This is a genomic window from Sinorhizobium fredii NGR234 (assembly GCF_000018545.1).
GTDB classification, from domain to species: Bacteria; Pseudomonadota; Alphaproteobacteria; order Rhizobiales; family Rhizobiaceae; genus Sinorhizobium; species Sinorhizobium fredii_A.
The window spans coordinates 201,997-226,358 of the sequence record NC_000914.2; the positions used below are offsets into that span (position 1 = coordinate 201,997).

A 24,362-nucleotide genomic window follows, 5' to 3' on the forward strand; every position below is an offset into this window, starting at 1 on the left:
AAGTAATTCCCGCGAATGTCGCGACCGTCGTGCAGGACAGTACCGCTACGCAGACGGTCATAGCCGGAATCTTTAGACTTATCGGCCACTTCAATGGCGATACATTCAACAGCGGCATTCGTCCCCCCATCCGAAGCAATCGGTGTGTGAGACTAGATTCGAATTAAAGGCGTGATCGTGCGTTATCGAGGGAGCGCTCGCAGAAATTATGCTTCCTTACGCCATTTTTTGCTAAACCAGTCGCCGTTTTCGGAAGCGGGGGAACGTCCTTTTCCGGGGGATTCGGAGCACGCCGCGTCATTGTTGGCATCTGCTGTTGGCAGACCACATCATCTGAGATGCGGTGTCATGGCTTGCTGCCGCCTTATCCGCAATAGACAGTCGGCGTGGTCGCTTGGCCGTAGCTTAAGGGCTGTCCCGTGGCTGCAATGGCAGACCATAGGCGCGCATTTTGTTGTACAGCGTCTTGCGCGAAATCCCGAGATGGCGAGCGGCTTCACCGCGGCGGAAGCGATGACGCTGGAGCGCGTCCAGGATCCATTCGCGCTCGTTTGCCGGGTGCGATTCACGCATATCCGCGTGGTCCAAGGGCGGCAAATTCTCCGCCTTGATCCAATCGCCCTCGCAGCGGATGGCGGCTGTCTCGAGCACGGAGCGCAGTTCGCGGACGTTTTCTGGCCAGGAATAGGCCATCAGAAGGCGGTAGGCCGAGTAATCGACCGACAGCTTGAGGCTGCGCCGATCCTTTCTGAGCGCCTGCAGGAAGTGCTCCGCAAGCAGAGGCAGGTCTTCCAGGCGGTCGCGTAGCTTGGGCAGGAAGACATGCCCGGGAACCAGGCGCGAAGCGAGCGAGGAGATTACCTTCCCGCTTGAGCTAAGTTGTGACAGCGGCTGCATCGATGTCAGGATCAGACGTCCCTCGAAAACCTCTGTCGTTATCACCAAGCCGCCGGTAAACGCCAGTCTCGATGACCTCGGTCAGCCGCTTCTGAGCGTCTTCGCACAAAGTTTCGAAATCCTCAATCACCAGCGTCGCCTTGGGATGGAATTGGAGCAGCCCGAGCACCTCGCGTCCACCCTGCGCCGGGGCCGAACCGAAGAGCGACTCGCCAATAACATCCGCCGTAGGCGCGTTGATTAATTTGCTGCCAGGACGTCTGGCAGCTTCATGAATGGCGCGTGTGAGCAGCTTCTTTCCGGTTCCTGGTTCCGGTAATCATGACCGACAGGGGCGAGGCTGCGAGCTTTTCAATCCGCTGCTTGATCTGGTGGATCAACGGCGAGCGCCCGACAGTCAAATACTCCCGCTGCACGTGCTCGAGCTTTCGCTCCAGCTCATCGATGCGCTTTTGCAAGGTGCCAACAGATTTAAAGGCTGATGTGATCCGTTCCATCGAGGCTTCGAGCGGCACCCGGTCGATGGTCGAGCCGCCGATATAACCGTCTGCCTTGGCGACGATCGAGGCCTCGTACATCTGATCGGGGCTAACGATCGGGCCGCCCCCGAGCAGGCACAGTATCTCCTGGGAAATTCCCCTTATCTGCCGGAACACGATCTTGGCGTACTCGGCCGCCTGTGCCAGACCAAGCCCGCTGCGGCTTCCGACGGATCCGCCGACGTTCCAGCCGAGATTAAGATTGATGATGTCCACGCCAGCCTCTGCCGCCTGCTCTGCTTCAGTCATGCTGCAGACATACGCGAGTGTCGCCATGCCGCGCTCTTGGGCAACGCGGAGCATTTCGAGCTCACGCTGAAAACCCAGTCCGGCGCACTCTATATCGGCCCTAAAGCGACCGTTGAGGAAGATCGCAGTCGGGAAGTTGACGACAGCACCGAAGCCGGCTTCCGCGATCCTCCCCAGTTCAGCTTCAACCGAGGAGCGGGGGTCGAAGGCACTGGCGCCGAAGAAGATCGGGACCTTGGCGAAGGGTAGGATCTCCGATCGGGCGAAATCGAGGACGAAATCGTTGCTGTTGCGGAGAGCCAACAGGGAGAAGATCGACGGGGCACCCATGCTGCGCAAACGACCTGCATTTAGCGCAAGGATGAAGTCGGCGCCACCGCGCGAGGCGGCCTGATCATTTGAGCGCTCGCATGATCGCGGCTGCCAGGTCGCATGGAGCCGCTGAGCCAATTCTCACCTTCACGCCGTTCGGGAACTCCACTGCCATGGCCAGTTCGACCGCATCACTGCTGCCAGAGTCAACAAGCTTGGCTGGCACAAAGGGCGGGCTCGGCCTGCTGGACCAAAGCTTGCCGCCGCCATGTGTAGATCAGGCCAGTCGAAACCTCGAAGCGGCGCGCAACTTCGGAAACCACCGCGCCCGGCGCGAAGGCCTCCGCCAGTATCTGCGCGCGATCTTCCAACGACCATCGCCGACGCCGCTCTGGCCCCGTCAGCAAACTGCATGTCCCATGAATTGCTCAGTGCGCTCTTAAGTCCACTCTTAAGAGCGCAGACTCACGGGAGACGCGGAACTTCGCAAGTCGGTCCCCGCCGGAGGGACACGCAAATGCTGCCCTTCTTCTCGAAGCTACCATCATGCCTGATCGGGATGGAAGCGCGCGGAACAGCGCATCATTGGCCTCGCACGCTCGCGGCGATGGGCACGAGCGTCCCGCTCTCCTATGTGATGCCTGTGTCAAGCGTGGCAAGAGCGAGCTGGACGCCGAAGCAATCTGCGAAGCTGTGCGGCTCCCGACGATGCGGTTCGTGCCTGTGACGACGGTGGAGCAGCAAGGCATTCTCGTGATCCACCGCGCGCGAGCGTTGCTCGTTCGCCAGCGCACCATGGTCGCACATGCGCTGCGGGCGCATTGGCAGAATCTGGTCTTGTGGCCAATCCCGGCGCTATCTAATCTGGCAAAGTCGCAGCAACCGCTGTCCGATGCCAACGGCCTGGGCTTATGCACGCACTTCGCTGGATATTCTGAGCCGGCAGATCATGGCGTTTACGGATGAGATTACGGTACCGCATCAGCAACTGCACGCTTGGCATGTAGCTCGCTCTCAGACAGCGACACCAAACCGCTCCCTCATTCCTTCTACACGAACGAGGATAAGCAGGGATCAGTTCTACAAGTCAACTGAAACCGGCTTGGAACATCGCTTTCCTTGAGCCATCTGTTATCAGTTCCCTGCTCAGCCGATAAGAGCGACCCCATACGGGCGAGAAATCGCAGCTTGGGAGGTTCGTGACGATGCGTGGTTACAGTCTAATAAGACCGACACGGTCCTCGATGGTGATTCTCGTTCCAAACGGCTCTGACAACCTCTGCAGGCGTTCAAGAATCGAGATTGCCTGAGGGCGTGGAGCAAGACTAGGGACGCCCCTGTTCGCAAGCCTTTTGGAATAACCGAGCTCGATTGGATAAAGCCGCAGTTCGGCCAGTTGGTTCTCCTCAAAGCGGCTAACTGCGACGACGCTCTCGTAATACACCGGTTCGGCGAGCGCGCCTATGAACCCTGCAGCCGTAGGGTAACCCATTGTTTCTTCCGCTGCGGTTACTTCGGCATCGGTGTCCACCTGTGGGTCCTTGTCGTACACATCGTACATGTCCGCCCCAACGGGTGTCCGGAGGTCATCATAAAAGAAGTTCCCCAGACTATAGAAGATGGGCCGGCGTTTGTAGATTTCGATGCCACGCAGTCGGTGCGGTCCGTGTCCAACGTACGCGTCCGCTCCCGCATCGATTAGCTTGCGAGCAAGCGCCTGCTCAAAATCGGCCGGCTCTTCGCTCCAATTTCCCGGCTCGTGTGCGTGGTTTGTAAAAATGCAGAAATCGGAATATTGCTTGCCGCGCCGAACGTTTCTTAAAATATCGGCCAGATCTCGCGTATTAGCCGCATAGGTGTAGCCGACGTCTTTGCCGGTTCTATAGGTCGTTCCTGCGAGCACCAACATTTCGCGATCATCGTGTTTAGGCCCAGGATTGGGCAAGGCATCACGTATCTTTCTTAGGCTCTCAAGCATGTCGGGCTCGACGACGACGCTTCTCTCTAGACGGAGCGCATTGACTCCAGGCCTGGCTGGTGCCTCGCCCGCTGGATCGCATGCACGCGACATCGGCGTGAATGAGGTGGCGCATGAGAGCAAAGCGACGCGACCGCGGGCCGTTTCTAAAAGACGTGCAGCGCTGGCTTGTGCGCGACTTTCACCCACACCGGCGTGGATGATGCCGCTCTCATCGAGGATCCGGCTCGTCTCACGCATGCCTTCGACGCCCCAGTCCAAGGAATGGTTGTTTGCGCGGCCCATAATATTGAACCCCATCGCCTTCAGATCAGGTCCAATCTCGGGAAGGCTGACGTGATACGCCCCCCCGTACTCAGCCTGCGGTGTTCCATTGAATGATCTGATGTCGAAGATCAGCGTCTCCATGTTGCCGAAAGTTACGTCTGCGGCTCGCAGGAGCTCGACGATCTCACTAAAGCCCGGATGGTGCCCGTTCGCCAGGGTTCGCGACACGATAACGTCGCCAACTGCCACCATTGTGAAACCGTCCACGACGTTCGTCGCCGTCGAACCAGTGATATCGTATTTGCCGTCATTCTCCGCCGAATGACGACCGCTCTCGTGTGAGCACTTCTCCATATTTCTTCCTTGGTGTTCTGGGCTAGCTTTTTGATTCAACGACGGGCGAGAATTGTTCCGCCGGGCTGAACGGTTTTTGGCAGTGCAAGAGACGCGAGAGCGCTCGGCGAAATATGAGCCGCGGCAGCCGGGGCCCGTACGTGGCAAGCCACCGCACGACCATCGGGCATAGGGACGAGTGTGAATCTCTCCATGTTTACAGGTGTAATTTGAACATCACGGCAGACACGGTGCTTGCGGTCAGTTTCCGGCATGTTTGTGCGAGCTGCTTGACCGCAGGCCTTGATGGTATTCGCGATCGGAGGCCAGTCAAACGGACGAGCTCTTTTGCATCGTCTCATCGGTGTTTCCCAAACCGCACCATACCGGTTTGTCGTCACATTCACCTCTCCTCGCAAACCCGCACTGTTCCTACGGCGCGTGTCGTTTTGTGCGCGACCGCGACCGCGGCGACGTTCATGAACTCTTAGCCGTCGACTTCATCCATGCTTTCCGGCTTGATCGGGACAAGAGCATCGAGACAAGGGGCATCCGCCGTACCGAGCCGCATGCAGCTATCATTCCTGTATGACACTCGCTAATGCGTGGATCAGATTGACAGCTGCTGCGACCGATACGCCTAAACCTTTTTCGGAAATCTGTATCGCAGTTGCCGCCATCTTTGGGCTATGATGACTGAACCACCCTCACCCTAGGATGCCGTTTCCGAAGTACCGCCTATGGGCGACGTCGAGGATGCCATTGATCAAGCTAGAGTAACTGTGTCCGGCAGTCATCGCGGCTAAAACATAAGCGGAGTGAGTACTGAGTCCCGGCATCGAGTTTATCTCAAGAACAAAGGGCTGGCCGGAACGGTCGAGCCGGAGGTCGACGCGAGCATAATCCCGGCACTGGCAGGCGCGGAAGGTCGCAACAGAAATATCCCGCAGCAAAGTCGCGAGCTTGCTCTCGATTTTCGCCGGACAGGTCTTTGGCGGCTGCACGGCCGCCAAGTACTTCGCTTCCCAGGTTAGAAGAGGGGCTTCGTGTTCGCCAAGCTCAAATTCCACCATAGGCAACACCTCGACTTCTTGGTTTCCCAACAGCGCGACGTGGATTTCTCGCCCATCGATGTATTCTTCCACAAGCGCATCCTGCGCATACTTCGTGACGATCATTTTCACTGCTTGCTGCAATTGAGCCGGCTCATGTACGAGCTGCAATCCGAAGCTGTTGTCCTCGTGACGCGGTTTCACCACGACTGGGAATCGGAGATCGTCGGTACTCTCGGTGCCGCGGCGCATAATACTAAAGTTCGGCGTGGGCACGCCGCTATCGCGCATAAGCGTCTTGCTGATGACCTTATCGTCGGTCAGCCCATGCCCCAGAGGGCTCGATCCGGTGTAGGGGACGCCGGCCATCTCGAGCATAGCCGGAACATGGGTGAAACGGTACTCGCCCTGAATTCCCTCGGCCAAGTTGAAGACCATTCCCGAAGTACGGGCTAGCGGATCGGGTGGCATGAACCGCTCAAGCGTAGTGAGCAGTCCTTTGTCGCCTTCACACAGCAGCGTCTCGTGGCCGCATTCTTGCAGGGCCGCCACCACGCTGTCCGCTATCCGGCCCTGCGGCCAAGGCTGCGGCGGCTGCGGATAAGGCTGACCGAACCGATTGATTACACCCGTAAAAGCACTGTTACACACGACGGCTATTCGCATGAGCTACTCCTTGGTTGTCTGGTAACTGTCACTCTCATTTGCTCGAATTTGGTCGCTAATCGAGGGTAACAGTTGGTCTCATCCCACGCGCTTACACGGAGTCCAATGCAATCGGCGTGCCAACGAATGAGAACAAGGGGAGAAAACTTACGTTTTTTCGCGCCACGCCGACGGAATACCCGCCCTCAGTCTCTGGGGTTTCGCACATGGAAGTCTCAAACGGACAAAGCTGAACACAAGTGCGAGGGGACGATCTTCATCCTAGGGCACGCCGTCCCTAGCGGGCCAAGACGAAAGGCTAAGGCCAAGAGACCGCTTCGCCTTGGAAAGCACCATGCCGCCGTATTTGGCTTTCCAGTTGTAAAGGTTGCTTCTGAAATCCCATGCTGCAGAGGTCGGGCCACCTTCGCGCCAGCCTTCTGCTCCTTGGGGTCAAGCCGTTGAGGACCGTGTGCGGGCGGTTCAAGTTATAGGGCGTGACCGATAGCGCACCATTTTCTGGTCAGCGGATATGATCTGGCAGGCCCGCCGCTCCGACAGACCCATGACGGCCTTCAGATGCGCGCCGGCTTCACGCTTGGCGGCAGGCCCTACCATTAATGGGATGGTCCGCCTTGTCCTCCTGCCGCATTCTGAGGCTGTCAAACCGAAGGAGGTTGCAATACCACAACGCAATCTGCCGCGCCCAGCGGCTGTCTACGGAATTGATATCGGCAAGAGTATATTCCACGTCGTCGGCCTCGGAGCGATGGCGTGCCAGTCCAGAAGGTTGGTTTCCGACGCGACACGCTGTTACAGTTCTTCGCGCGCGCAGCACCGGCGATCGTGGGGATGGAATCGTGCGCAGGATCTCGGTGGATTGCCAGGAAGATACAGGCGCTCGGACACAAGGTGCGCTTGATCCCCGCGCAGTTTGTGAAGCCCTACGTAAAGTCGAACAAAACCGATATCATCGATGCGGAGGCGATCGCTGAGGCAGCCACGCGACCAACGATGCGATTTGCTGCACTCAAGAGCGAGGAACAAGCCGATCTTCGGGCTTTGCATCGGGTGCGGGGCCAGATGATCGGAACGAGAACGCGTCTGATCAATCAGATGCGAGCCTTCTGCCTCGAACACGGGGTCGCCCTACGCCAGGGCGCAGGTCTGTTCAAGCTCGACCTGCCACTGGTTCTCGAGGACCAATCAAAACGACCTTTCGTCGGCGATGCGTAAGCTGCTCGCAGAGCTGTTCACCGATCTGCGCCAATTGGAGAAGCGCATTGGTGACGTCACACGCGAGATTGCGCGGCGACAAACAAGGTGAGACTCAGCGTCAATCAGGATGAGACTCGGCGGTGGGGGTGTGACGAAGGGAGGGCGTAGCCCGACCGGAGTTACACCCCCGCCGCGGCGCAATTTTTAGGCGTCTCATGATCGCGGTCGGCCCGCTACGGTGGCGGTTTTCTGGAATGGAGAACCACCTTTGTGCCGGGTCGCCATGTAACCGATCATCAGATGAGATTATTCATGAAGTACCGACAAACGCATTCTGTTGAGGTCGCCGCCGCGAAGGCGTCGATCAGCCGGGCGACGGCGTTCCGCATGGAGAAAGAGCAGCGCCTTCCGTCGCAGAACAAGCCGCCCCGCGGTCGGCGTCGACCCGATCCGCTTGAGCATATCTTTGATGCGGAGGTCGTTCCGCTCCTCAAGGCCGCTCCCGGCATTCGTGCGGTCGCCGTTTACGACGAGATGCTGCGGCGTCATCCGGAACTGCCCGAAGGCATTCGCCGCACACTTGAGCGGCGCATCCGGTCATGGCGGGCGGTTCACGGTGAAGCACAGGAGGTGATCTTCCGCCAGACGCACGAGCCCGGCCGACTAGGGCTGTCGGATTTTACCGACATGGGCAGCCTCAGCGTGACGATCGCCGGCCAACCGCTCGACCATCTGCTCTATCACTTCCGGCTGGTTTGGTCGGGTTTTGAGCACGCCCATGTCATCCTTGGCGGCGAAAGCTTCGTCGCCTTGGCGGAGGGCCTGCAGAACGCCCTGTGGTCGGTCGGCGGTTCGCCGCTCTATCACCGCAGCGACAGCCTGTCGGCTGCCTTCCGCAACCTCGATGCCGATGCCAAGGTCGATCTGACAAACCGCTATGAGGAGCTGTGCGCTCACTACCGGATGACGCCGACGCGCAACAACAAGGGCGTCGCCCACGAGAACGGCTCAATCGAAAGCTCCCACGGCCATCTCAAGAACGCAGTCCGCGATGCACTCCTGATGCGCGGCACCAGAGACTTCGACGATCTGCGCTCCTACCGCGCCTTCATCGACGAGATCGTCAGCCGCCGCAATGCCGCGCATGGCAAGCGCATTGATGCCGAGCGCCCGCATCTGCAGGTGCTTCCCGAGCGCCGCACCACCGACTTCGAGGAGGTAGTCGTCACCGTGTCGCGCACCGGCGGCTTCGCCTTGCGCAAAGTCTTCTACACCGTCCCCTCCCGTTTGATCGGCCATCGGCTGCGTGTGCGTTTGTTTGACGATCGTCTCGACGTCTTCATCGGCGGCACGCATCTGCTGACGTTGCCACGAGGTCGCGCCCACGCGAGCGGCAAGCATGACCAGGTCGTCAACTATCACCACGTCATCCACTCTCTGCGCAAAAAGCCCATGGCGCTTCTCAACCTGGTCTATCGCGACAAGCTCTTCCCCCGGCCGGAATATCGCAGGGCTTTCGACGCTCTCATCGAGCAACTGCCTGACCGGCAGGCTTGCAAGATCACCGTCGAATTGCTGGCCCTGGCTCATGATCGCGGTTGCGAGCGTGAACTGGCCGAGGAGCTTGCCAGAACGCTCGACGCCCGCAAACTGCCCGACCTGATGGCCTTGAGAGCCATCTTCGGTCCGGACCCGGATCAGTTGCCGACCGTGCATGTGCAGCTCGCATCGCTCAATAGCTATGAAGCCCTGATGGGGTCTGCTTATGCGGGAGAGGCCGCATGAAAAACGTCCACAACACCATCGACGAAGCCCGCCTCGGCATCATGCTCAATGACCTGAGGCTGCCGACGATCAAAACGCTGTGGCCGCAATTTGCCGAACAGGCCGATCGTGAAGGGTGGCCTGCGGCTCGTTTCCTTTCGGCCATCGCCGAGCATGAACTGGCTGAACGGGCGCATCGCAGGATCGAACGTCACCTCGCCGAGGCGCATCTGCCGCCCGGAAAGACGCTCGAGAGCTTCGCTTTCGACGCCGTGCCCATGGTCTCCAAGGCCCAGGTCATGGCCATTGCCGCCGGCGACAGTTGGCTCGCCAAAGGTGCCAATATCCTCCTGTTCGGTCCGCCGGGCGGCGGAAAGAGCCATCTCGCCGCCGCCATCGGCCTCGCGCTGATCGAGAATGGTTGGCGGGTGCTGTTCACGCGCACGACCGACCTCGTCCAGAAGCTTCAGGTCGCACGGCGTGAACTCCAGCTCGAATCCGCCATCGCAAAGCTCGACAAGTTCGATCTGCTCATCCTCGACGATCTGGCCTACGTCACCAAGGACCAGGCCGAAACCAGCGTGCTGTTCGAACTCATCTCCGCAAGATATGAGCGGCGTTCCATCATGATAACCGCCAATCAGCCCTTCGGAGAATGGAACCGCGTCTTTCCGGACCCGGCCATGACGCTTGCCGCGGTGGACCGACTTGTTCATCACGCAACGATCTTCGAAATGAACGTCGAAAGCTATCGGCGACGTTCCGCCATGGAAGCCAAACGCCACCGCGGCAGACCCGCCGCCTTCGCGACAACCAAAAGTGCTTCCCTGATTGTCGCGGAGCGACAATCAGAACACGATGAGACCCTTGCCAGCGACAATCAACATGATACCTTCATGCCGACCGCGACATAAGAGTCTCATCCAGATTGTCGCCGCCGTCTCATCCTGATCGCCGCGCTATACGAGATCGAGGCGATCGCCAGTCGCGAGGATGTGGCTCGACGGCTCATGACGATCCCCGGGATCGGAGCTTTGGGTGCGACTGCACTCCTCGCGGCCATTGGCAACGGTCGGCAAGTCCAAAAAGCCCGCGATCTAGCTGCGTGGCTGGGCCTTTGCCGCGCGAATACTCGACCGGCGGAAAGCAGAAGCTTCTCGGCATCAGCAAACGAGGAAACCGCTACGTGCGCAAACTGCTCGTACATGGCGCACGATCATGCTTTCGGCATCTCGACCGAACAAGAGATCGATTGGGGAACTGGCTGGATGGCCTTCAAACTCGGATGCACCCTACAAAGTCGTCGTCGCACTTGCCGCTAAGATGGCCCGGATTGTCTGGGTCGTCCTGATCAAGCCTGGAGCGCTCTACGAACGCAGAGACCCTGCCTTCACCTGGCGATCCAAGCTCGATTGCAAGGCTCGGGAATAGTGATGACGAAACAGTGGATCAACATGCCGTAATACCAACGAGCGCCGTTTCTGACTCTCATGGGATTCCCAAGGTGTCGCGAATCTGAATCCATGCTGCAAACAGGAGGTTTGCGATGGGTTCGGCGGTTTTGTTGCGTGATGATTTCGACGGAGCTGCTCTTCGACAGCTCGCACGGCAGACGAAGGATGCCAATCAGGCCCGGCGGTTGCTGGCTCTTGCCGCGATCTATGACGGCGGCCCGCGCTCGGATGCGGCACGGATCGGCAGCGTGACGCTGCAGATTGTGCGGGATTGGGTCCTGCGTTTCAACGCGCGCGGCCCCGATGGACTGGTGAATGGCAAAGCGCCTGGCGGCCGAGCGAAGTTGAATGCCGCTCAGCGCCAGGCTCTTGCAAAGGTCGTCGAGAGCGGCCCGATCCCGGCGATCCACGGTGTTGTCCGTTGGCGGCGCAAGGACCTGGTTCAGTGGATATTCCAGGAATTCCGCATCTCGATGGACGAGACGACGGTCGGCCGCGAGTTGAAGGCGCTCGGCTTTGCCAAGCTGTCGGCTCGCCCACGCCACTACGCTCAGAACGAGCTGGAAGTAGACGCTTTTAAAAAGACTTCCCCGCCGCTCTGGCGGAAATCCGAAGCCGGCTCCCGCAAGGCACGGACATCGAACTCTGGTGGGCCGACGAAGCGCGCATAGGCCAGAAGAACAAGATCACGCGCCGATGGGCGCGTCGTGGCACCAGACCATCCGCGCCCTTGGATCAGCGCACCATGTTGAGGTGGACGGCTCCCAACGGCATCGAATGTGCCAGAATGAGTTCGTTGAAGTTCTCAATCGAGGGAAACCGTCCGTGGAACAGATTATCCGAATTGGTATGGATACGTCAAAGAGCGTCTTCCAATTGCATGGTGTGAATGCGGTTGAGCAGCCAATCCTTCGTAAGAAGCTGTCGCGCCGGGAAATGGTGAAGTTCTTCGAGAAAACACCGCCGACCATTATCGCACTTGAAGCGTGCGGTGGGTCACATCACTGGGCACGGCTGTTAAGTTCGTTCGGCCATGAAGTAAAGTTGATAGCACCGCAACTGGCCAAGCCGTATGTGAAACGGGGCAAGAACGATGCCGCGGATGCGGAAGCATTGTGTGAGGCAATGAGCCGCCCGACCATGCGCTTCGTGCCAATGAAAACGGCTGATCAGCAGGCGGCGTTAATGCTGGTCGGTATGCGAGAGAGACTCATCCGCAATCGGACACAGCTCGCCAATGCCATTCGCGGTTTTGCCATGGAATTTGGCATCGTTGCGGCCAAAGGCATGTGCCGCATCGAAGCGCTATTGGAGCGCATTGCCGCTGACCCGTCCCTACCGGAACTGGCGCAGGATCTCTTCGCGCTGCATGGACAGGAATACCGCGAGCTAGCTTGCCAGATCAAAACGCTCGATGAAAAGTTGATGAAGTTGCATCGTGCTGATGAATGCAGCAAACGCCTGGCCGAGATCCCGGGTGTCGGCCCGATAGGCGCCTCCCTTCTCTTGATGAAGACACCGGATCCTCGAATGTTTAAATCGGGCCGCGACTTTGCAGCATGGATCGGTCTGACGCCGAAGGACCATTCAACTGCCGGAAAGGTCAGGCTTGGTGTCATTACCCGGGCTGGCGACGAAATGTTGCGGAGCATCTTGGTGGTTGGCGCGACATCTCTTCTACAGCAAGTCAGAACAGGCCGCAGCAGGCACGCCTCTGCATGGCTTATGGGGCTGCTGCAGCGGAAAAGGCCAAAGTTGGTTGCCGTAGCGCTCGCCAACAAGCTGGCGCGGATTGCGTGGAAGCTTATGACGAGCGGCGAGTCATATCGCCAGGCAGAAGGCCAAGCGCAGACATCATAAAAGTTCAGCCACCACGGTGAGCAAAGACAAAATGCTACCGTGTGAGCTGATGCTGTGAACTTGCAAGCGAAGAGCAGATGATGCGATCGGACGATCCAAGACGCGTGAAACTCCGTTAGGCCCACTGACCGCTAAAGGTCGAGACCATGTTAGGAATACGCGTTGCGGAAATCATCTTGGCCAGTGGTCATGTGCGACCACACCAAAAGGCCGCACATATGGAAGCAAGCGATCCGGTCAAAAATATCTGCAGAAAACACTTGCAAGCGGGAGCCGTCCACATATGTGGGCCTACATCTTCGGGGCCGTCTGCCCGCGGAAGGGAAAGGGCGCGGGCCTGGTCCTGCCCTATTGCGATACCGAGGCCATGCAGGAGCACCTCGCCGAGATCGGCCGGAGCGTCGATGACGGCGCCCATGCGGTGCTCATCCTCGATCAGGCCGGATGGCACGTGACGCCGAAACTGAAGGTGCCGGACAACATCACCTTGATGTTCCTGCCGCCGCGCTCACCGGAACTCAACCCAGTCGAAAACGTCTGGCAGTTCATGCGCGACAACTGGCTCTCCAACCGTATCTTCAAGGACTACGACGACATCGTCACCCATTGCTGCGCCGCATGGAACAAGCTCGTCGACCAGCCGTGGAAGATCATGTCCATCGGACTCCGCGAATGGGCGCATCGGTCATGATCACCGCTCGTTGGTATAAGTCCTGTTCAAAAAAGCGGGCTTCGTGCCCGAACCATTTATTGGGAACGGCATGTGCGGATCTCATGGCCTGGCTGCAACCGCAGCCCACTCGCGAGAGGCCCGGATACATTTATGCAACTGGAATTGTCATTCACGATGTCGCGTACCCTTGCACGGACGAGGCGGACCATACATTTTTTGCAAGAAGCTCGCGGAGTGCGGCGGCATCCAGCATCTGCTCGGCCAGCAGCTTCTTCAGCTTGGCATTCTCCTCTTCGAGCGCCTTCAGACGCTTCGCCTCGGAGACCTACATGCCGCCATACTCTGTGTGCCACTTGTAGAAGGTCGCGTCGGTGACACCGTATTTGCGGCACAGCTCGACGGCCGACAAACCAGCCTGGTGCTCCTGCAAAATGCCGATGATCTGCTCGTCGAAACGGGATCGCTGCGTTCTCTGTCTCCATCTTCGGAGAACAGACCAACCTCGAACCCGGGACATTCCAGGGGGCAGGTCAACGTCTCGGCAATCAGGCGGTCCTTCTCCTCGTCCGGCCGGTCCCGCGGCTTGCGTCGCGCCCGCACCGGCGCCGCCGTCAAAAGCTCGAATGTTCGCGGCTGACTGACACTGTCGCTCATAGGATTCTCCGCATGACTCATGCAGAAAATTCAAGATCAGCACCCCAAATGATACGCCGTACCCGCGCGCTTACTTTGTGTCGACCATTCTACCAGTTCTTCATTAATCCGCCGGAGTGCCGACACAAGGTAACGATTCTCCTCATAGGGTAGCACAGTCAAGCGCAGGTATCGGTCACCATACTTCATACACTGATTTTCACAGTTCTGGACCAACACGCCGTATCGCTTCGCAAGCATCGTGGCAACATGCTTCGCACTTGGCCAAGCCTCAGGAGTTCTGCAGAAGAGGTAGTTTGCTTGGGAAGGGTGGACCTCAAGCTCCGGGATAGTATCCAACATTCGAGAGAAGGACACAACGTCTGCTCGAGTGCGACGAAAGCTTGCTTCCCACTCCTCGCGAAATTCTGGCAAAATCCAAAGGAGATATTCTGCGATGCCATTTATGTTCCCAAGCGGAAGCCGCCGGCGAACTCCGTGGGTGAGTTGTTCGTCTTTCGAAGCAAGATAGCCGATCTGGGCACCTCCCAGGCCCATTATCGCACCTAGGCTTTTAAGAATGACCATCTTTGGAAAAACGCTGAGAAGCTTCTCTACCGAATTTCCTTTCCCTGCCACTGAAAACTCTATGAACGTCTCATCGACCACGAGCCGGCACTTCTCTATAGCGAGTTGTGACGCCAACCATTCTATCTCCTGGACGGGAACCAAGCGTCCTGTTGGGTTGTTTGGGTTGACCAGTACAGCGACGGACGCTTGCCGCCTTTTTGCAAAATTTGCGAAAGCCTCCACGTCTAAGTCAAAGTTCTCAGGCGGAAGCTCGAAACGACTCACTTTATTTGGTTCGACGGCATCAATGTACTGCGCGGATGTTGGGGTTGGAATCACGATTCTCGGATCGAGGTAGCCGTAGAGGGCTTTAATTAACTCGCCCACGCCGTTACCAACTGCAAGATTTCGAGCCGGAAGATCTGTCATTTCCGAGAGCTTTGCTATAATATCGAGCTGGTCGGAGGGCTGAAGATAGAGCAGGTCCTGCAAACGTTCGCGCAGTCGGTCGACTACTGAGGCTGGAGGAAAATGATGATTACAGAGCAAGATGTGCTCACTGGCTGGATATCGCCAGTTCCCCGCTTGCAATCGTTCAAGTATACTAAACTGGTCGCCGCTGGAACTAGACGCAAAATTTGCCGCCTCAAGATCGGTGGCATCATTCACTCTCCTTACGTGTTGAGGGTCGGCATACATCAAGTAAATTTGATGGCGTTGAAGCCCTAAAGCGGTTTCGAAGAACTCCAGATCGTCATTAAACCGATGGGGGCGGATACGAGCAATCGCTCGGAGAAGTGCGGGATCAAATTTATAGATCCCGACGGGGCTAACGTCTGCAGAAGCACTTTCTCGAATGGGAGAGTCACCGGGCAACATGGCAGTAAGACGGCCTCCAATATCGCCCAATAAACGCAAGCATCGTCTGCGTTCTGATCTGCTTACTACCGTGATATTGCGGTCAGATGATCGCAATAAACGTTGAATCAGTGAGGGATCGATGACAGCGTTCTCAGTGAACACTAAAACTTGACCGTGGAACTCAGCGATTTCCGTAATAGTTGCTAGATCTATAAGGCGACCAGAGCCCGGGGTCGGCATGATACGTATCACGAGCTCCATGCGCTTCATGCGGTTGTTGAGAATACGTTTAACGTCGCCGATACCATCTAATGCGAACACGATCGTTTTTTGTACCCCCGCCTGTGCCAATTGAGAGACCAAGCGGGCAAGAATTGGCATGCCGCCGACCGAGCTCAGCGGCGCTGGACAGCGATCTTTCCAAGTCGAGATTATCAGTCGCGGGTCAGTGACAATAATCGCTAAACTCTGGACGTTGGGCATTCTTCAACTCGCATTGCGGGGGCTAACATTACCAGATCACGTGCAAACTTTGATCATGCTGACCGAGAAGATAAGCATGTGGTCGGCACCGCCACTAACGTGAACAAAGGCATAATCGCACTGAGCTTCGTGGAGAGTCTCAGCATAGAGCGCCATCTCGTGCACCTATTTACGTTGGTAGTATCGTGTTGGGCTATTCTTCGATTTCCATCAATGCCTATATCTTAGGAAGGAGGCGAGCGGGTGCTCCGCCTGGATCGCTGGAGGAGGTTTTCATTTTCAGCCTTAATCATGCGGCACGCCGTCGGAGCGAGTCTATAAACAGAATCAGACACTCGACTTGTTAGACTGGCGACACGGCCAAAAGCAGTGCCGATTGTCTGATGCGGGAAGGTGTCGGCGGCTACGGATACGCTGCTCTTGGACTTGTCGTGTGCTCGAAAGGACCCGGCCCCCCAGTAACACGTCCGGATGTCTCGTAAACTGCAACCAACATAGCGCCCGTGTGCAGGTCACCATGGAACGACAAATTTCATACAGAAGCCTTTCGAAGATACCTGGCCTATTCTCCTTGCTTCTTGCTGCAACCTTGTCCCGCCTGGCCGGACGCATGTTCGTCCTCACATTGGTGCTGTTCGCGCTGGCGCGTTTTTCGTCACCAGTTCTGGCTGGGTGGCTTACATTTGCAGCAATTGTCCCGGGCCTGATTGTAAGTCCGCTCGCAGGTGTTTTGCTTGATTGCGTAGGACCGACAATCGCAGTAAGGATCGACATGATCGCTAGCACTGCCTTCATTACCGCGATTAGCCTTGCCGGTTGGCTTGGTTGGTCCAGTCCTCCAGTCGTATGCACCCTGGCGATGCTATTTTCGCTAGCCGGCCCCTTAGGCATTGCTGGAATCCGCACGCTGTTGCCCCGACTCGTTCCACCACACGCGCTTGATCAGGCGAATGCGCTAGACACTGCGGTCTATTCCATCGTCGATGTGGTGGGGCCGGCGATGGCGGGCGGACTCGTCGGATGGCTCGGGCCAGAAGCTGCGATGTCTCTAATCGCTGCGGCCTGTGCAGGTGCCGCGGTCTGCTTATCCCAGGTCCAGCGCCTGCCAGGGCTGGCATCCTCACGCACATCTTTGCTACGCCAAGCGATCAAAGGCATTTATGTGGTGGTCCGACAGCCCACATTACGCGGTCTGGCCGTCTCCCAGTCGCTGTATCAAATGACATGGGGCGCCCTTCACGTGGTCATTCCGGTGTTCGTTGCCGGTAACTACACTGTTGCGGCGGGCAGTACAGTAGTAGGGCTTTTATGGGCTCTGGTCGGTATCGCCGGAGGTGTTGGTGCGCTCCTCGCTGGACATCTGTGCACCACTGGGCGCGAGCGCCACATTATGACCGCCGGAATGGCCGTAACCGCTTTTGCCACGTGGCCCATTGCAGCGGAATTCGGCTTCCGTGGCCTGACGATCGGCCTGTTGCTCGCTGGCGCAATGTCCGGTCCTATTGATGTCGCGATGCTGACCTTGCGCCAACGGCGCACCAATCCCCGACAGCTTGGTCGAGTGATGTCCATTTCGATAAGCGTAAACCAAGCGGGCTTCCCACTAGGAGCGGCCATTGCTGGGGTAGTGATCACAGAATCGTTGTCGGCTATATTCGTTTTGGCGGGCATCACATCTGTGCTTGCGGCGATTGCAACCCTCTCCATCCCTCCCGATGCAACGCCGGTGGCCTAACGTACCGTTGCGGGATGTCGCAAACCTCAGCGCTATAAATGGGCAGTGGTGACAAACGCATGCGCACTGGCTCAGCACATCGTCGCTTGCGCGAGGCTGACGGTATCCCACGGTGAAGGCCGGATGACCTGAAGGCTGCAACTCCTGGTGCGAGCACTTCTCTATTCGGCGGTTGTGGTCAAGCGCTTTTGAGCTTTACGTTCCGGCTAGCGTTGAAATGGTCTCCGCGGGTTCTTTTTTCTTTTCGGGGATCGGCACCCTGGCCCTCCCACCATGGGGTCGGAAGAATGCAGCGGTCTAATCTAGACTAGTGCCCGTCCATAAACGTTAAACTGCTGAAATTATTGTATTAATCACGATATCTCGGCGGGCAAAGCCCGGCGGCTTCAGGTATACTTTAGATCAAGCTACTGATTCTAAAGATAAACCCGTAACCGCCGGAGCCGACAATGCGCCAAGAACGCACCGTCCAGGCGTGTCGGGCGAAATGAAAAATTGACCCCGCATTGCCTCAAGCAAAATGTTACCGATAGTGTTGATGCTCCCGATGGGATGGCCATGGTTCGCTGTTCCGGCTCGGGGGATGGATGGCACGGCGGATCAGCATGGCGACACGGACGGAACTGGTCGAGGCGATCATCGAACGATATCGATCGAGCTGTCGGGCGGACAAGCAAAGGATCCTAGATGAGTTCGTCGCAGTTACCGGATATCACCGCAAGCATGCGATCCGAGTGCTCCGCCCTAGTGAGAGCGAGCCGCCTTGCGCTCGGCAATATGCTGTCAGGTATGGTCCCGAGGTTCGGGAAGCGCTGGTGGCTCTGTGGGAAGCATCCGATCGCCTCTGCTCGAAACGTCTGAAGCCGCTGATCCCGATTTTGCTGCCAGCTCTTGAGCGTCACGGCCGGCTCGATCTGAGTACCGAGCTTCGCGATAAGCTACTGACCGTCAGTGCGGCGACGATGGACCGGTTGCTGTCAGAGATACGTGTGGTGGCTCGTGGTGGCCAGCGTCGGCGCGCTGGAATGAGTTCTGCTGTTCGCCGCTCGGTCCCGGTGCGCACTTTCGGGGACTGGAACGATCCGCTGCCCGGTTATGTCGAGGTCGACTTCGTGGCTCATTCGGGGACCTCTTCGTCCGGTAGTTTCGTGCAGACGATGGTGCTAACCGATATCGCTACGGGCTGGACCGAGTGCGTGCCAGTCCGCACGCGCGAAAGCGGTCTCGTTATCGCTGCCCTCAATCAGGCCCGCTCGCTGTTTCCATTCCCGCTGCAGGGCGTGGACTTCGACAACGATAGCGCCTTCATGAACGAACGTGTGGTCTGCTGGTGCCGAAGTCAGGGATTGGAGGTGACCCGTTCGCGCGCGTATCGAAAGAACGATCAGGCTTGGGTCGAGCAGAAGAACGGCGCGATCGTGCGACGGCTGGTCGGTTACGGAAGGCTCGTCGGCGCGGAGGCGACGGCTGCCCTTGGGCGTCTCTACGACGTGGTGCGTCTCTACGGCAATCTGTTCCAGCCTTCGTTCAAGCTGCGAGAGAAGACACGGATCGGCGCCCGCGTCGTCAAACGCTACCATCCGCCCGTGCCGCCTATCGCGCGGGGTGGTTGCCCATTCCGGTGTGGCCGAGGCCGATAAGGAGCGGCTGCAGGCGATGTTGGAAAGGGAAGATCCGGTGATGCTGTTTGCCGGAATTCGTGCCGCCCAGGAGGAGCTCGGAAAGCGGGTCGATTGCCGTGGCTTGAATGCCGGGACCGAAGAACCGCTCGCCATCGATCTGCAGCGATTCACCGTGAGCCTGAAGACAGCCTGGCAGGCCGGAGAGAAACGGCCGACACATCGGCGGCCCTATCGGCGGACCAAGCCTTACCCGAAAAGGCCGAGCATGCTGGAGCCATTCGAGCCCCAGATTCGAGCGTGGCTTGAGGCAGATCCGGCGCTCTCGGCAGCCGCGGTGCTCCAGCGCCTTGTGAGCGCCGATCCGTCACGCTTCACCAAGAAAGCGCTGCGGACGGTGCAAATGGCCGTCAAGGCTTGGCGCATGGAAATAGCCGGGCAGATCATACTCGATGGCGACTGGATGAAGCGCGCGCCCGTATCTCAATGCCCCCAACTTCAGTAACATTCCTGGGTGAGGCAATAGGGGGGGTCAATTCTTCGATTCGCTTGACAAGGCGAGCATATTCGATCTTTTCGCCGAACACGAGATCGGTCGTGAACTGAAGGTGATGTCGCAATGGCTGGATGAGCATCGCGATCTGCTCGGGCTGGTGACGCGGGACCTGCGCCGGCATGGCCTCAAGGAGACCGGCCGCGAGGGGCTGCCGGCCGAGGCTGTGCTGCGCTGCGCGCTGCTCAAGCAGCATCGCCAGTTGAGTTTATATGAGGAGCGTCAATGTGGAACTGTCGTCAGGGTGACTTTTTTTGCTTTCCATCGGTTGTTGCGGCATCCACGGTCTGAGCCCGATTGCAAGACGCGGCTCGTTGCCAAGCCAGATCCAACTTATATACGGTCGCTGTTCGAGACAGCGGAACCAACATCCCGCTTGCGGCGGACAAGGGCTCAGGAGGACGAGACCATTCTATCAAGCGGCGTTTGAAGCCATACTCAACTGCGGTTCGTCCCACCTAGATCCGCCAGGACTGATCGGGTCCTGGAAGATTGCAGAATTTCGGTTGCGATCGGGATCAGGGGGTCTTCATCACGGCCCCCTCGATGACGACGCCGGCATTGACGTATTTCCACAGCGCGACGAGTAGCTTGCAGGCGAGCGCCACGATCGTCTTCTTCTTCTTCAGACGACCATCGTTCTGCTTCCCCCGCTGCTTGAACCACAGGCTGAGCGCTGAGTGCGGCTGATGGCGCAACCACAGCCAGGCCCCCTGGATCAGCGTCGTTCGCAGCCTTGGATTGCCGGCTTTCGATACCCCCTGGTCGTGATCGACCGAGCCGCTCTGCCAGGGTGTCGGCGCAAGGCCGGCATAGGCGGCAACCTGTCGTCGGTTGTCAAAATGACGCGACAGCCCCTCCGACCACAAGACAGCGGCAAACTCCGGCCCGATGCCTTTCAAGGCGAGCAGCATCGCCGGTGCCGGCTGCTCACAATCAGCGAAATGCGCAGAGCCGACCGGCGCGGCAGCGAGCATGGCGTCGCGCTCGACCTCGACTGCCTTGATCTGTCCGATCAGCAGCTCCAGCCGATCGAGTTCGCGGCCGACCTGCGCCTTAAGATGCGTCGGCAATGGTCGGCCGTCGCCGGTCCTCAGCTCCTCGAGCCGCGTGCGCCGGTCGCGGCGCAGCGGCTGGTAGCCGGAGACGCCCTGGCTGAACAGCAGGCCCTTGATGCGATTGACGTGGCGTACGCGCTCGTTCGTCAACGCCTTGCGCTCACGCGAGATGCGGCGACGGTCCTCCTCCTCGGGCGTCGGCACCCGCAGCATCGCACAGACGCGCGGCTCGCCCCTTTTATAGGCGAGCAGCGCGCGCACCAGCGTCTCACCGTCGATCTTGTCGGTCTTGGCCCGCCGCCGCCGGCGCGAGGTCGGAATCGGGGCCGGATCGACGACGTGGCTTTCGATCCCCTCGGCCTGCAGCACCCGGTGGATCCAGAAGCCGTCGAGCCCGGCCTCCTGGATCACGATGGTGGGAAAGTAGCGCCCGGTCCGGGCCCGCGCCTTCCTCTTGAGCTCGGCAAACCGCGCCAGCAGGCCGGCGATGTCGTCGGCCGCCACCGCATGTTTCGACATCTTCTCGCCGCCGCCCGGCGACAGCGAGGTGATTAGCCATTTCGAACGGCTGAGTTCCAAGGAGACGAAGATTGCGCCAAGATCAATGCGGATAGCGGTCGGCGCTTCAGGTCGTTCATTCGCAGCGAGCATGTTCGGCCTCTCCAGAGTAAGGTGTTGATTGAAAGCGACATCACTTTGTCACAGCGCGGATCGCTATCCACCTCTCCTCATAGGATCTATCAGGAACTGGCCTTCCATTTCGAAGACTCCGCCTCTTTCCGGGCCTTTGCCCGGTTGCCGTGGGGGTGGAACCCGAAGAAGTCGGTCTTGCACAAGACAATCAGCCCGATCCGGGCGCAAACCTTTGAAGAGATCAACCGGGTGCTGCTGGCGAGCGCCCGGCAGGAGAAACTGGAAAGCGGCAAGGTCGTGCGTGTGGACAGCACCGTCACCGCCGCACCGATCCATGAGCCGAGCGACAGCAGCCTGTTATGGGACGCTGTCCGGGTGATGGTGCGACTGTTGCAGCAGGCTGATGCACTGGGTCGCGCCATCCCATGGCACGATCACTGCCGCGCGGCGAAGAAGCGGGCTCGAGCGATCGAATATACCCGCGGTCGCCCGAAACGGGTGAAGCACTACCGCGAACTGCTCAAGATCGCGCGCACCACCTTGAGCTATCTGCAGCAGGCGAGTGGACAGTTGCTCCTCACGGCGGGCCCGGCGGTCGAACTCTGGCAGGCGCAAGTCTGCCGCTACAAGCCGCTGGTCGAGCGGATCATTGCCCAGACGGAGCGGCGGGTCCTGGCCGGCGAGGCGGTGCCGGCTGGCGAGAAGCTGGCGAGCCTGTTCGAGCCGCATGTCGACATCATCGTCAAGGGCAGCCGCGACGTCGACTACGGCCACAAACTCAATCTGACCACCGGCACAAGCGGACTGATCCTCGACCTTGTCATCGAAGCGGGCAACCCGGCCGACAGCGAGCGCTTGCTGCCGATGCTGGAACGCCACATCGCTTTTTACGGCGAGCCGCCGCGTCAGGCGGCGGCCGACGGCGGCTATGCCAGCCGCGAAAATCTGAGCGGAGCCAAAGCCCGCGGCATACGCGACATGGCCTTCCACAAGAAGCGCGGTCTCAAGATCGAAGACATGGTCAGGAGTCGCTGGGTCTATCGCAAGCTCAGAAACTTCCGCGCCGGCATCGACGCCGGCATCTCTTGCCTGAAACGCGCTTATGGCTTGGGGCGCTGCACCTGGCGCGGCCTCGACCACTTCAAGGCTTATGTCTGGTCCTCGGCGGTCGCTTACAATCTCTCCCTCTTCGCCCGCCTCCGGCACACCTGACTCCCCTTGTCTGGCACTGTTCAGAGCAAACCCCGGCGAGCGTCGGCGGATACCCCATGACCCATTGCCGCCAGATCGCTCTTCGGGTGATAATCTGCATGGCATTGCGCCATCACGCGTCCAAGAAACACGCGTCAGCCGGCAAGAAACCTTTGAAAATTCCACAAAAACAGGCGTTTATGGACGGGCACTAGACTAAATTTAGGAGACGCCCTGACCGCAACTGATGCGACCGGGACAGCGCTTGCAACGAACTCACCTCATCCATCGTCCTGCGAAGGACATCCATACCGCCGGAGGCGGAATATCTTCACCTCCACCGTTCGGTCTCGAGACCCCATGCTCGGCGCGGAGCCTTCAATCAGCAGCGTTGAGCCGGGCCAAGACCTTCTTTTCTGCTCCAGCAAAAACTCCGTTTCGTCACTCCACATGCGATGCATGATCGTTTCCAGCCGGCGGCCAAGCGCGACAACCGCTCTCTTGAGACCACGTCTCCTGGCGACATTCATCGCCAGTGCCGCCGAGGCCGGTATCACCGGAGCCGCCGCCGGCCCCTCGCTCGCGCAAGAAGGCAAGCATGGTGACGATCGAGCCGGGCGGTGGGCGTCGCCTGGGGGTCCAGAATGACATCGACACTGATGCCCTCGGTCGGATTCTTGATGTGCTGGAGCGGCGATGATCCCGGTCCCGATCGGTGTGAAGGTCTCGCTCGCGACCGGCTATACGGATATGCGCATGGGCTTTCCCGGCCTGTCGCTGATGGTGCAGGAGACGTTGAAGCGCGATCCGATGAGCGGCCAGCGGAAGTAGCAGGCATAGCTCAGCGCCGTTGCGCCATCCAAGAGATGGCGTTTGTGCTTGGAGTGAAGGGGCGATGAGATTCGATCGTAGTCTGCCGGATGCCGAAGTGTGGTGGCCCGCGGTGGCCGGCGTCGGCGCGCTGGAATGACGGCGCCAGGTTTTGTCGAGGCGGATCTCGTCGCCCATTGCGGCCCTAGGGCTCGCGGCAGCTTCATCCAAACCCTTGTTCTCACGACATCGCGACTGGCTGGACGGAATGTGCGCCGCTGCTGGGTTGCGAACAGACACTGTTGAGGAGTGTGCTCACAGAATTGCGCAAGCAACTGCCCTTCGCGCTTCTCGGCCTGGATACGGACAACGACACCGTCTTCATGAACGAGACGCTGAAGGCTATTGTGACGCCGCCAACATCGTCTTCACGCGCTGCCGCCCCTACCGCAAGAACGACCGGGCCTTTGTCGAGCAGAAGAATGGCGCCGTGGTGCGCAGGATGGTCGGATACCGTCGGTTCCAGGGACTGGAGGCCGCCACGCTGCTAGCGAAGCTCTACCGATCAGCGCGGCTGTTCGTGAACTTCTTTCAGCCATCGTTCAAATTAATGGCGAAGCAGCGCGACGGTGCTCGTGTGCGCAAGACGTATAGTCCGCCCAGCCACGCCGCATCAGCGCCTGATTGCCGACGCTCGCGCGTAAGATGCAGCTCGCTCCGTCTGCAGGAAATCTACGCCGGGCTCGATCCAGTCCTGCTATTGCGCGATATTCGCGCCCTGCAGGAGCGACTCGCTGCGCTTGCCGACACGCCGCCGGCCATGCGCACTGACGGGATAGCTCAGCCGATCGACCTTTTCCTCGCGAGTTTGCGAACGGCCTGGAAGGACGGAGCTACCCGGCCGACGGATCGCCCGATCGTGAAAGCCAAAAGACGACGGCATGCTGGAAAGGGAAAATCCGGTGACGTTGTTTG

At 58.9% G+C, this 24,362-nt stretch carries 16 protein-coding genes and 9 pseudogenes; 15 read left to right on the forward strand and 10 right to left on the reverse strand.

Features of this window, described 5'->3' with window-relative positions; all coding sequences use genetic code 11:
* Positions 1 to 405 precede the first annotated feature (405 nt).
* The 4 genes from NGR_RS33365 to NGR_RS33890 all read right to left on the reverse strand — a co-directional run bounded on the left by NGR_RS33365 (position 406) and on the right by NGR_RS33890 (position 2,404).
* Positions 406 to 942: a helix-turn-helix domain-containing protein gene (locus NGR_RS33365; protein WP_240545270.1), complete on the reverse strand. Its 537-nt coding sequence runs from the start codon at positions 940 to 942 to the stop codon at positions 406 to 408.
* Complete coding sequence (locus NGR_RS33370; protein ID WP_348774947.1) at positions 875 to 1,189, reverse strand: sigma 54-interacting transcriptional regulator; 315 nt, start codon at positions 1,187 to 1,189, stop codon at positions 875 to 877. Before NGR_RS33370 ends, NGR_RS33365 begins: the two co-directional genes overlap by 68 nt.
* A complete protein-coding gene (locus NGR_RS33375; protein ID WP_240545271.1) occupies positions 1,167 to 2,135 on the reverse strand; it encodes a phosphoenolpyruvate hydrolase family protein in 969 nt (322 codons plus the stop codon). Before NGR_RS33375 ends, NGR_RS33370 begins: the two co-directional genes overlap by 23 nt.
* A gap of 68 nt (positions 2,136 to 2,203) precedes the next feature.
* Complete coding sequence (locus tag NGR_RS33890) at positions 2,204 to 2,404, reverse strand: transposase (protein WP_432654038.1); 201 nt, start codon at positions 2,402 to 2,404, stop codon at positions 2,204 to 2,206.
* A gap of 5 nt (positions 2,405 to 2,409) precedes the next feature.
* Between NGR_RS33890 and NGR_RS33380 the strand changes: the two are divergent.
* Positions 2,410 to 2,813: pseudogene (locus NGR_RS33380) on the forward strand (hypothetical protein); the annotation flags it as partial.
* A gap of 397 nt (positions 2,814 to 3,210) precedes the next feature.
* Here NGR_RS33380 and NGR_RS30600 read toward each other — a convergent pair.
* From NGR_RS30600 to NGR_RS30610, 3 genes and pseudogenes are all read right to left on the reverse strand, one after another.
* Positions 3,211 to 4,596 (reverse strand): CapA family protein, encoded by a 1,386-nt coding sequence (locus tag NGR_RS30600; RefSeq protein ID WP_010875201.1) that lies wholly within the window; start codon positions 4,594 to 4,596, stop codon positions 3,211 to 3,213.
* Between the two features lie 686 nt (positions 4,597 to 5,282).
* Complete coding sequence (locus NGR_RS30605; protein ID WP_010875202.1) at positions 5,283 to 6,293, reverse strand: D-alanine--D-alanine ligase family protein; 1,011 nt, start codon at positions 6,291 to 6,293, stop codon at positions 5,283 to 5,285.
* Between the two features lie 312 nt (positions 6,294 to 6,605).
* Positions 6,606 to 6,721: pseudogene (locus NGR_RS30610) on the reverse strand (transposase); the annotation flags it as partial.
* A gap of 233 nt (positions 6,722 to 6,954) precedes the next feature.
* Here NGR_RS30610 and NGR_RS30620 point away from each other — a divergent pair.
* From NGR_RS30620 to NGR_RS30650, 7 genes and pseudogenes are all read left to right on the forward strand, one after another.
* Positions 6,955 to 7,578, forward strand: a pseudogene (locus tag NGR_RS30620) (IS110 family transposase); the annotation flags it as partial.
* 182 nt (positions 7,579 to 7,760) lie between these two features.
* Complete coding sequence (istA, locus tag NGR_RS30625) at positions 7,761 to 9,275, forward strand: IS21 family transposase (RefSeq protein ID WP_010875203.1); 1,515 nt, start codon at positions 7,761 to 7,763, stop codon at positions 9,273 to 9,275.
* Positions 9,272 to 10,168, forward strand: coding sequence for an IS21-like element helper ATPase IstB (istB, locus tag NGR_RS30630; RefSeq protein WP_010875204.1), 897 nt, complete (start codon positions 9,272 to 9,274; stop codon positions 10,166 to 10,168). Before istA ends, istB begins: the two co-directional genes overlap by 4 nt.
* Before the next feature lie 96 nt (positions 10,169 to 10,264).
* Positions 10,265 to 10,605, forward strand: a pseudogene (locus tag NGR_RS30635) (transposase).
* Between the two features lie 195 nt (positions 10,606 to 10,800).
* Positions 10,801 to 11,453 (forward strand): annotated as a pseudogene (locus tag NGR_RS30640) (IS630 family transposase); the annotation flags it as partial.
* A gap of 80 nt (positions 11,454 to 11,533) precedes the next feature.
* The gene (locus NGR_RS30645) at positions 11,534 to 12,568 is read left to right on the forward strand and encodes an IS110-like element ISRsp4 family transposase (protein ID WP_076611292.1); all 1,035 of its coding nucleotides are present in this window, start codon (positions 11,534 to 11,536) and stop codon (positions 12,566 to 12,568) included.
* Between the two features lie 124 nt (positions 12,569 to 12,692).
* Positions 12,693 to 13,259 (forward strand): IS630 family transposase, encoded by a 567-nt coding sequence (locus NGR_RS30650; RefSeq protein ID WP_240545281.1) that lies wholly within the window; start codon positions 12,693 to 12,695, stop codon positions 13,257 to 13,259.
* 190 nt (positions 13,260 to 13,449) lie between these two features.
* Here NGR_RS30650 and NGR_RS30655 read toward each other — a convergent pair.
* Together NGR_RS30655 and NGR_RS30660 are read right to left on the reverse strand one after the other, a co-directional pair.
* Positions 13,450 to 13,758 (reverse strand): annotated as a pseudogene (locus tag NGR_RS30655) (transposase); the annotation flags it as partial.
* A 173-nt stretch (positions 13,759 to 13,931) separates the two neighbouring features.
* Positions 13,932 to 15,788, reverse strand: a complete 1,857-nt coding sequence (locus NGR_RS30660; protein WP_010875208.1) for an aminotransferase class I/II-fold pyridoxal phosphate-dependent enzyme — start codon at positions 15,786 to 15,788, stop codon at positions 13,932 to 13,934.
* Between the two features lie 517 nt (positions 15,789 to 16,305).
* Here NGR_RS30660 and NGR_RS30665 point away from each other — a divergent pair.
* The 4 genes and pseudogenes from NGR_RS30665 to NGR_RS30675 form a co-directional block, all read left to right on the forward strand.
* Entirely contained in the window at positions 16,306 to 17,523 is a 1,218-nt protein-coding gene (locus NGR_RS30665; RefSeq protein ID WP_010875209.1) for an MFS transporter, read from the forward strand.
* A gap of 815 nt (positions 17,524 to 18,338) precedes the next feature.
* The gene (locus NGR_RS33385; RefSeq protein WP_240545273.1) at positions 18,339 to 19,163 is read left to right on the forward strand and encodes an integrase catalytic domain-containing protein; all 825 of its coding nucleotides are present in this window, start codon (positions 18,339 to 18,341) and stop codon (positions 19,161 to 19,163) included.
* Positions 19,147 to 19,647 (forward strand): hypothetical protein, encoded by a 501-nt coding sequence (locus NGR_RS33390; protein WP_240545274.1) that lies wholly within the window; start codon positions 19,147 to 19,149, stop codon positions 19,645 to 19,647. The genes NGR_RS33385 and NGR_RS33390 overlap by 17 nt, the downstream gene beginning before the upstream one ends.
* A gap of 58 nt (positions 19,648 to 19,705) precedes the next feature.
* Positions 19,706 to 19,966: pseudogene (locus tag NGR_RS30675) on the forward strand (ISNCY family transposase); the annotation flags it as partial.
* A gap of 247 nt (positions 19,967 to 20,213) precedes the next feature.
* On the opposite strand, the gene NGR_RS30680 reads toward NGR_RS30675, so the two are convergent.
* Positions 20,214 to 21,404 carry an IS110 family transposase gene (locus NGR_RS30680; protein WP_010875212.1) on the reverse strand — a complete coding sequence of 397 codons (1,191 nt, stop codon included), beginning with the start codon at positions 21,402 to 21,404 and terminating at the stop codon, positions 20,214 to 20,216.
* An 87-nt stretch (positions 21,405 to 21,491) separates the two neighbouring features.
* On the opposite strand from NGR_RS30680, the pseudogene NGR_RS30685 reads away from it, so the two are divergent.
* The 3 genes and pseudogenes from NGR_RS30685 to NGR_RS30695 form a co-directional block, all read left to right on the forward strand.
* Positions 21,492 to 22,598: pseudogene (locus tag NGR_RS30685) on the forward strand (ISNCY family transposase); the annotation flags it as partial.
* Positions 22,599 to 23,273: 675 nt separating this feature from the next.
* Positions 23,274 to 23,408, forward strand: coding sequence for an IS66 family insertion sequence element accessory protein TnpB (gene tnpB, locus NGR_RS30690; protein WP_164924733.1), 135 nt, complete (start codon positions 23,274 to 23,276; stop codon positions 23,406 to 23,408).
* Between the two features lie 122 nt (positions 23,409 to 23,530).
* Positions 23,531 to 24,327 (forward strand): annotated as a pseudogene (locus NGR_RS30695) (ISNCY family transposase); the annotation flags it as partial.
* Positions 24,328 to 24,362 lie beyond the last annotated feature (35 nt).

Bases quoted from the DNA above. Each gene is read 5' to 3' on its own strand.
- NGR_RS30665 (WP_010875209.1), top strand. From the start codon at position 16,306: ATGGAACGACAAATTTCATACAGAAGCCTTTCGAAGATACCTGGCCTA.
- NGR_RS30600 (WP_010875201.1), bottom strand. From the start codon at position 4,596: ATGGAGAAGTGCTCACACGAGAGCGGTCGTCATTCGGCGGAGAATGAC.
- NGR_RS30660 (WP_010875208.1), bottom strand. From the start codon at position 15,788: ATGCCCAACGTCCAGAGTTTAGCGATTATTGTCACTGACCCGCGACTG.
- tnpB (WP_164924733.1), top strand. From the start codon at position 23,274: ATGATCCCGGTCCCGATCGGTGTGAAGGTCTCGCTCGCGACCGGCTAT.
- NGR_RS30680 (WP_010875212.1), bottom strand. From the start codon at position 21,404: ATGCTCGCTGCGAATGAACGACCTGAAGCGCCGACCGCTATCCGCATT.
- NGR_RS30605 (WP_010875202.1), bottom strand. From the start codon at position 6,293: ATGCGAATAGCCGTCGTGTGTAACAGTGCTTTTACGGGTGTAATCAAT.
- istB (WP_010875204.1), top strand. From the start codon at position 9,272: ATGAAAAACGTCCACAACACCATCGACGAAGCCCGCCTCGGCATCATG.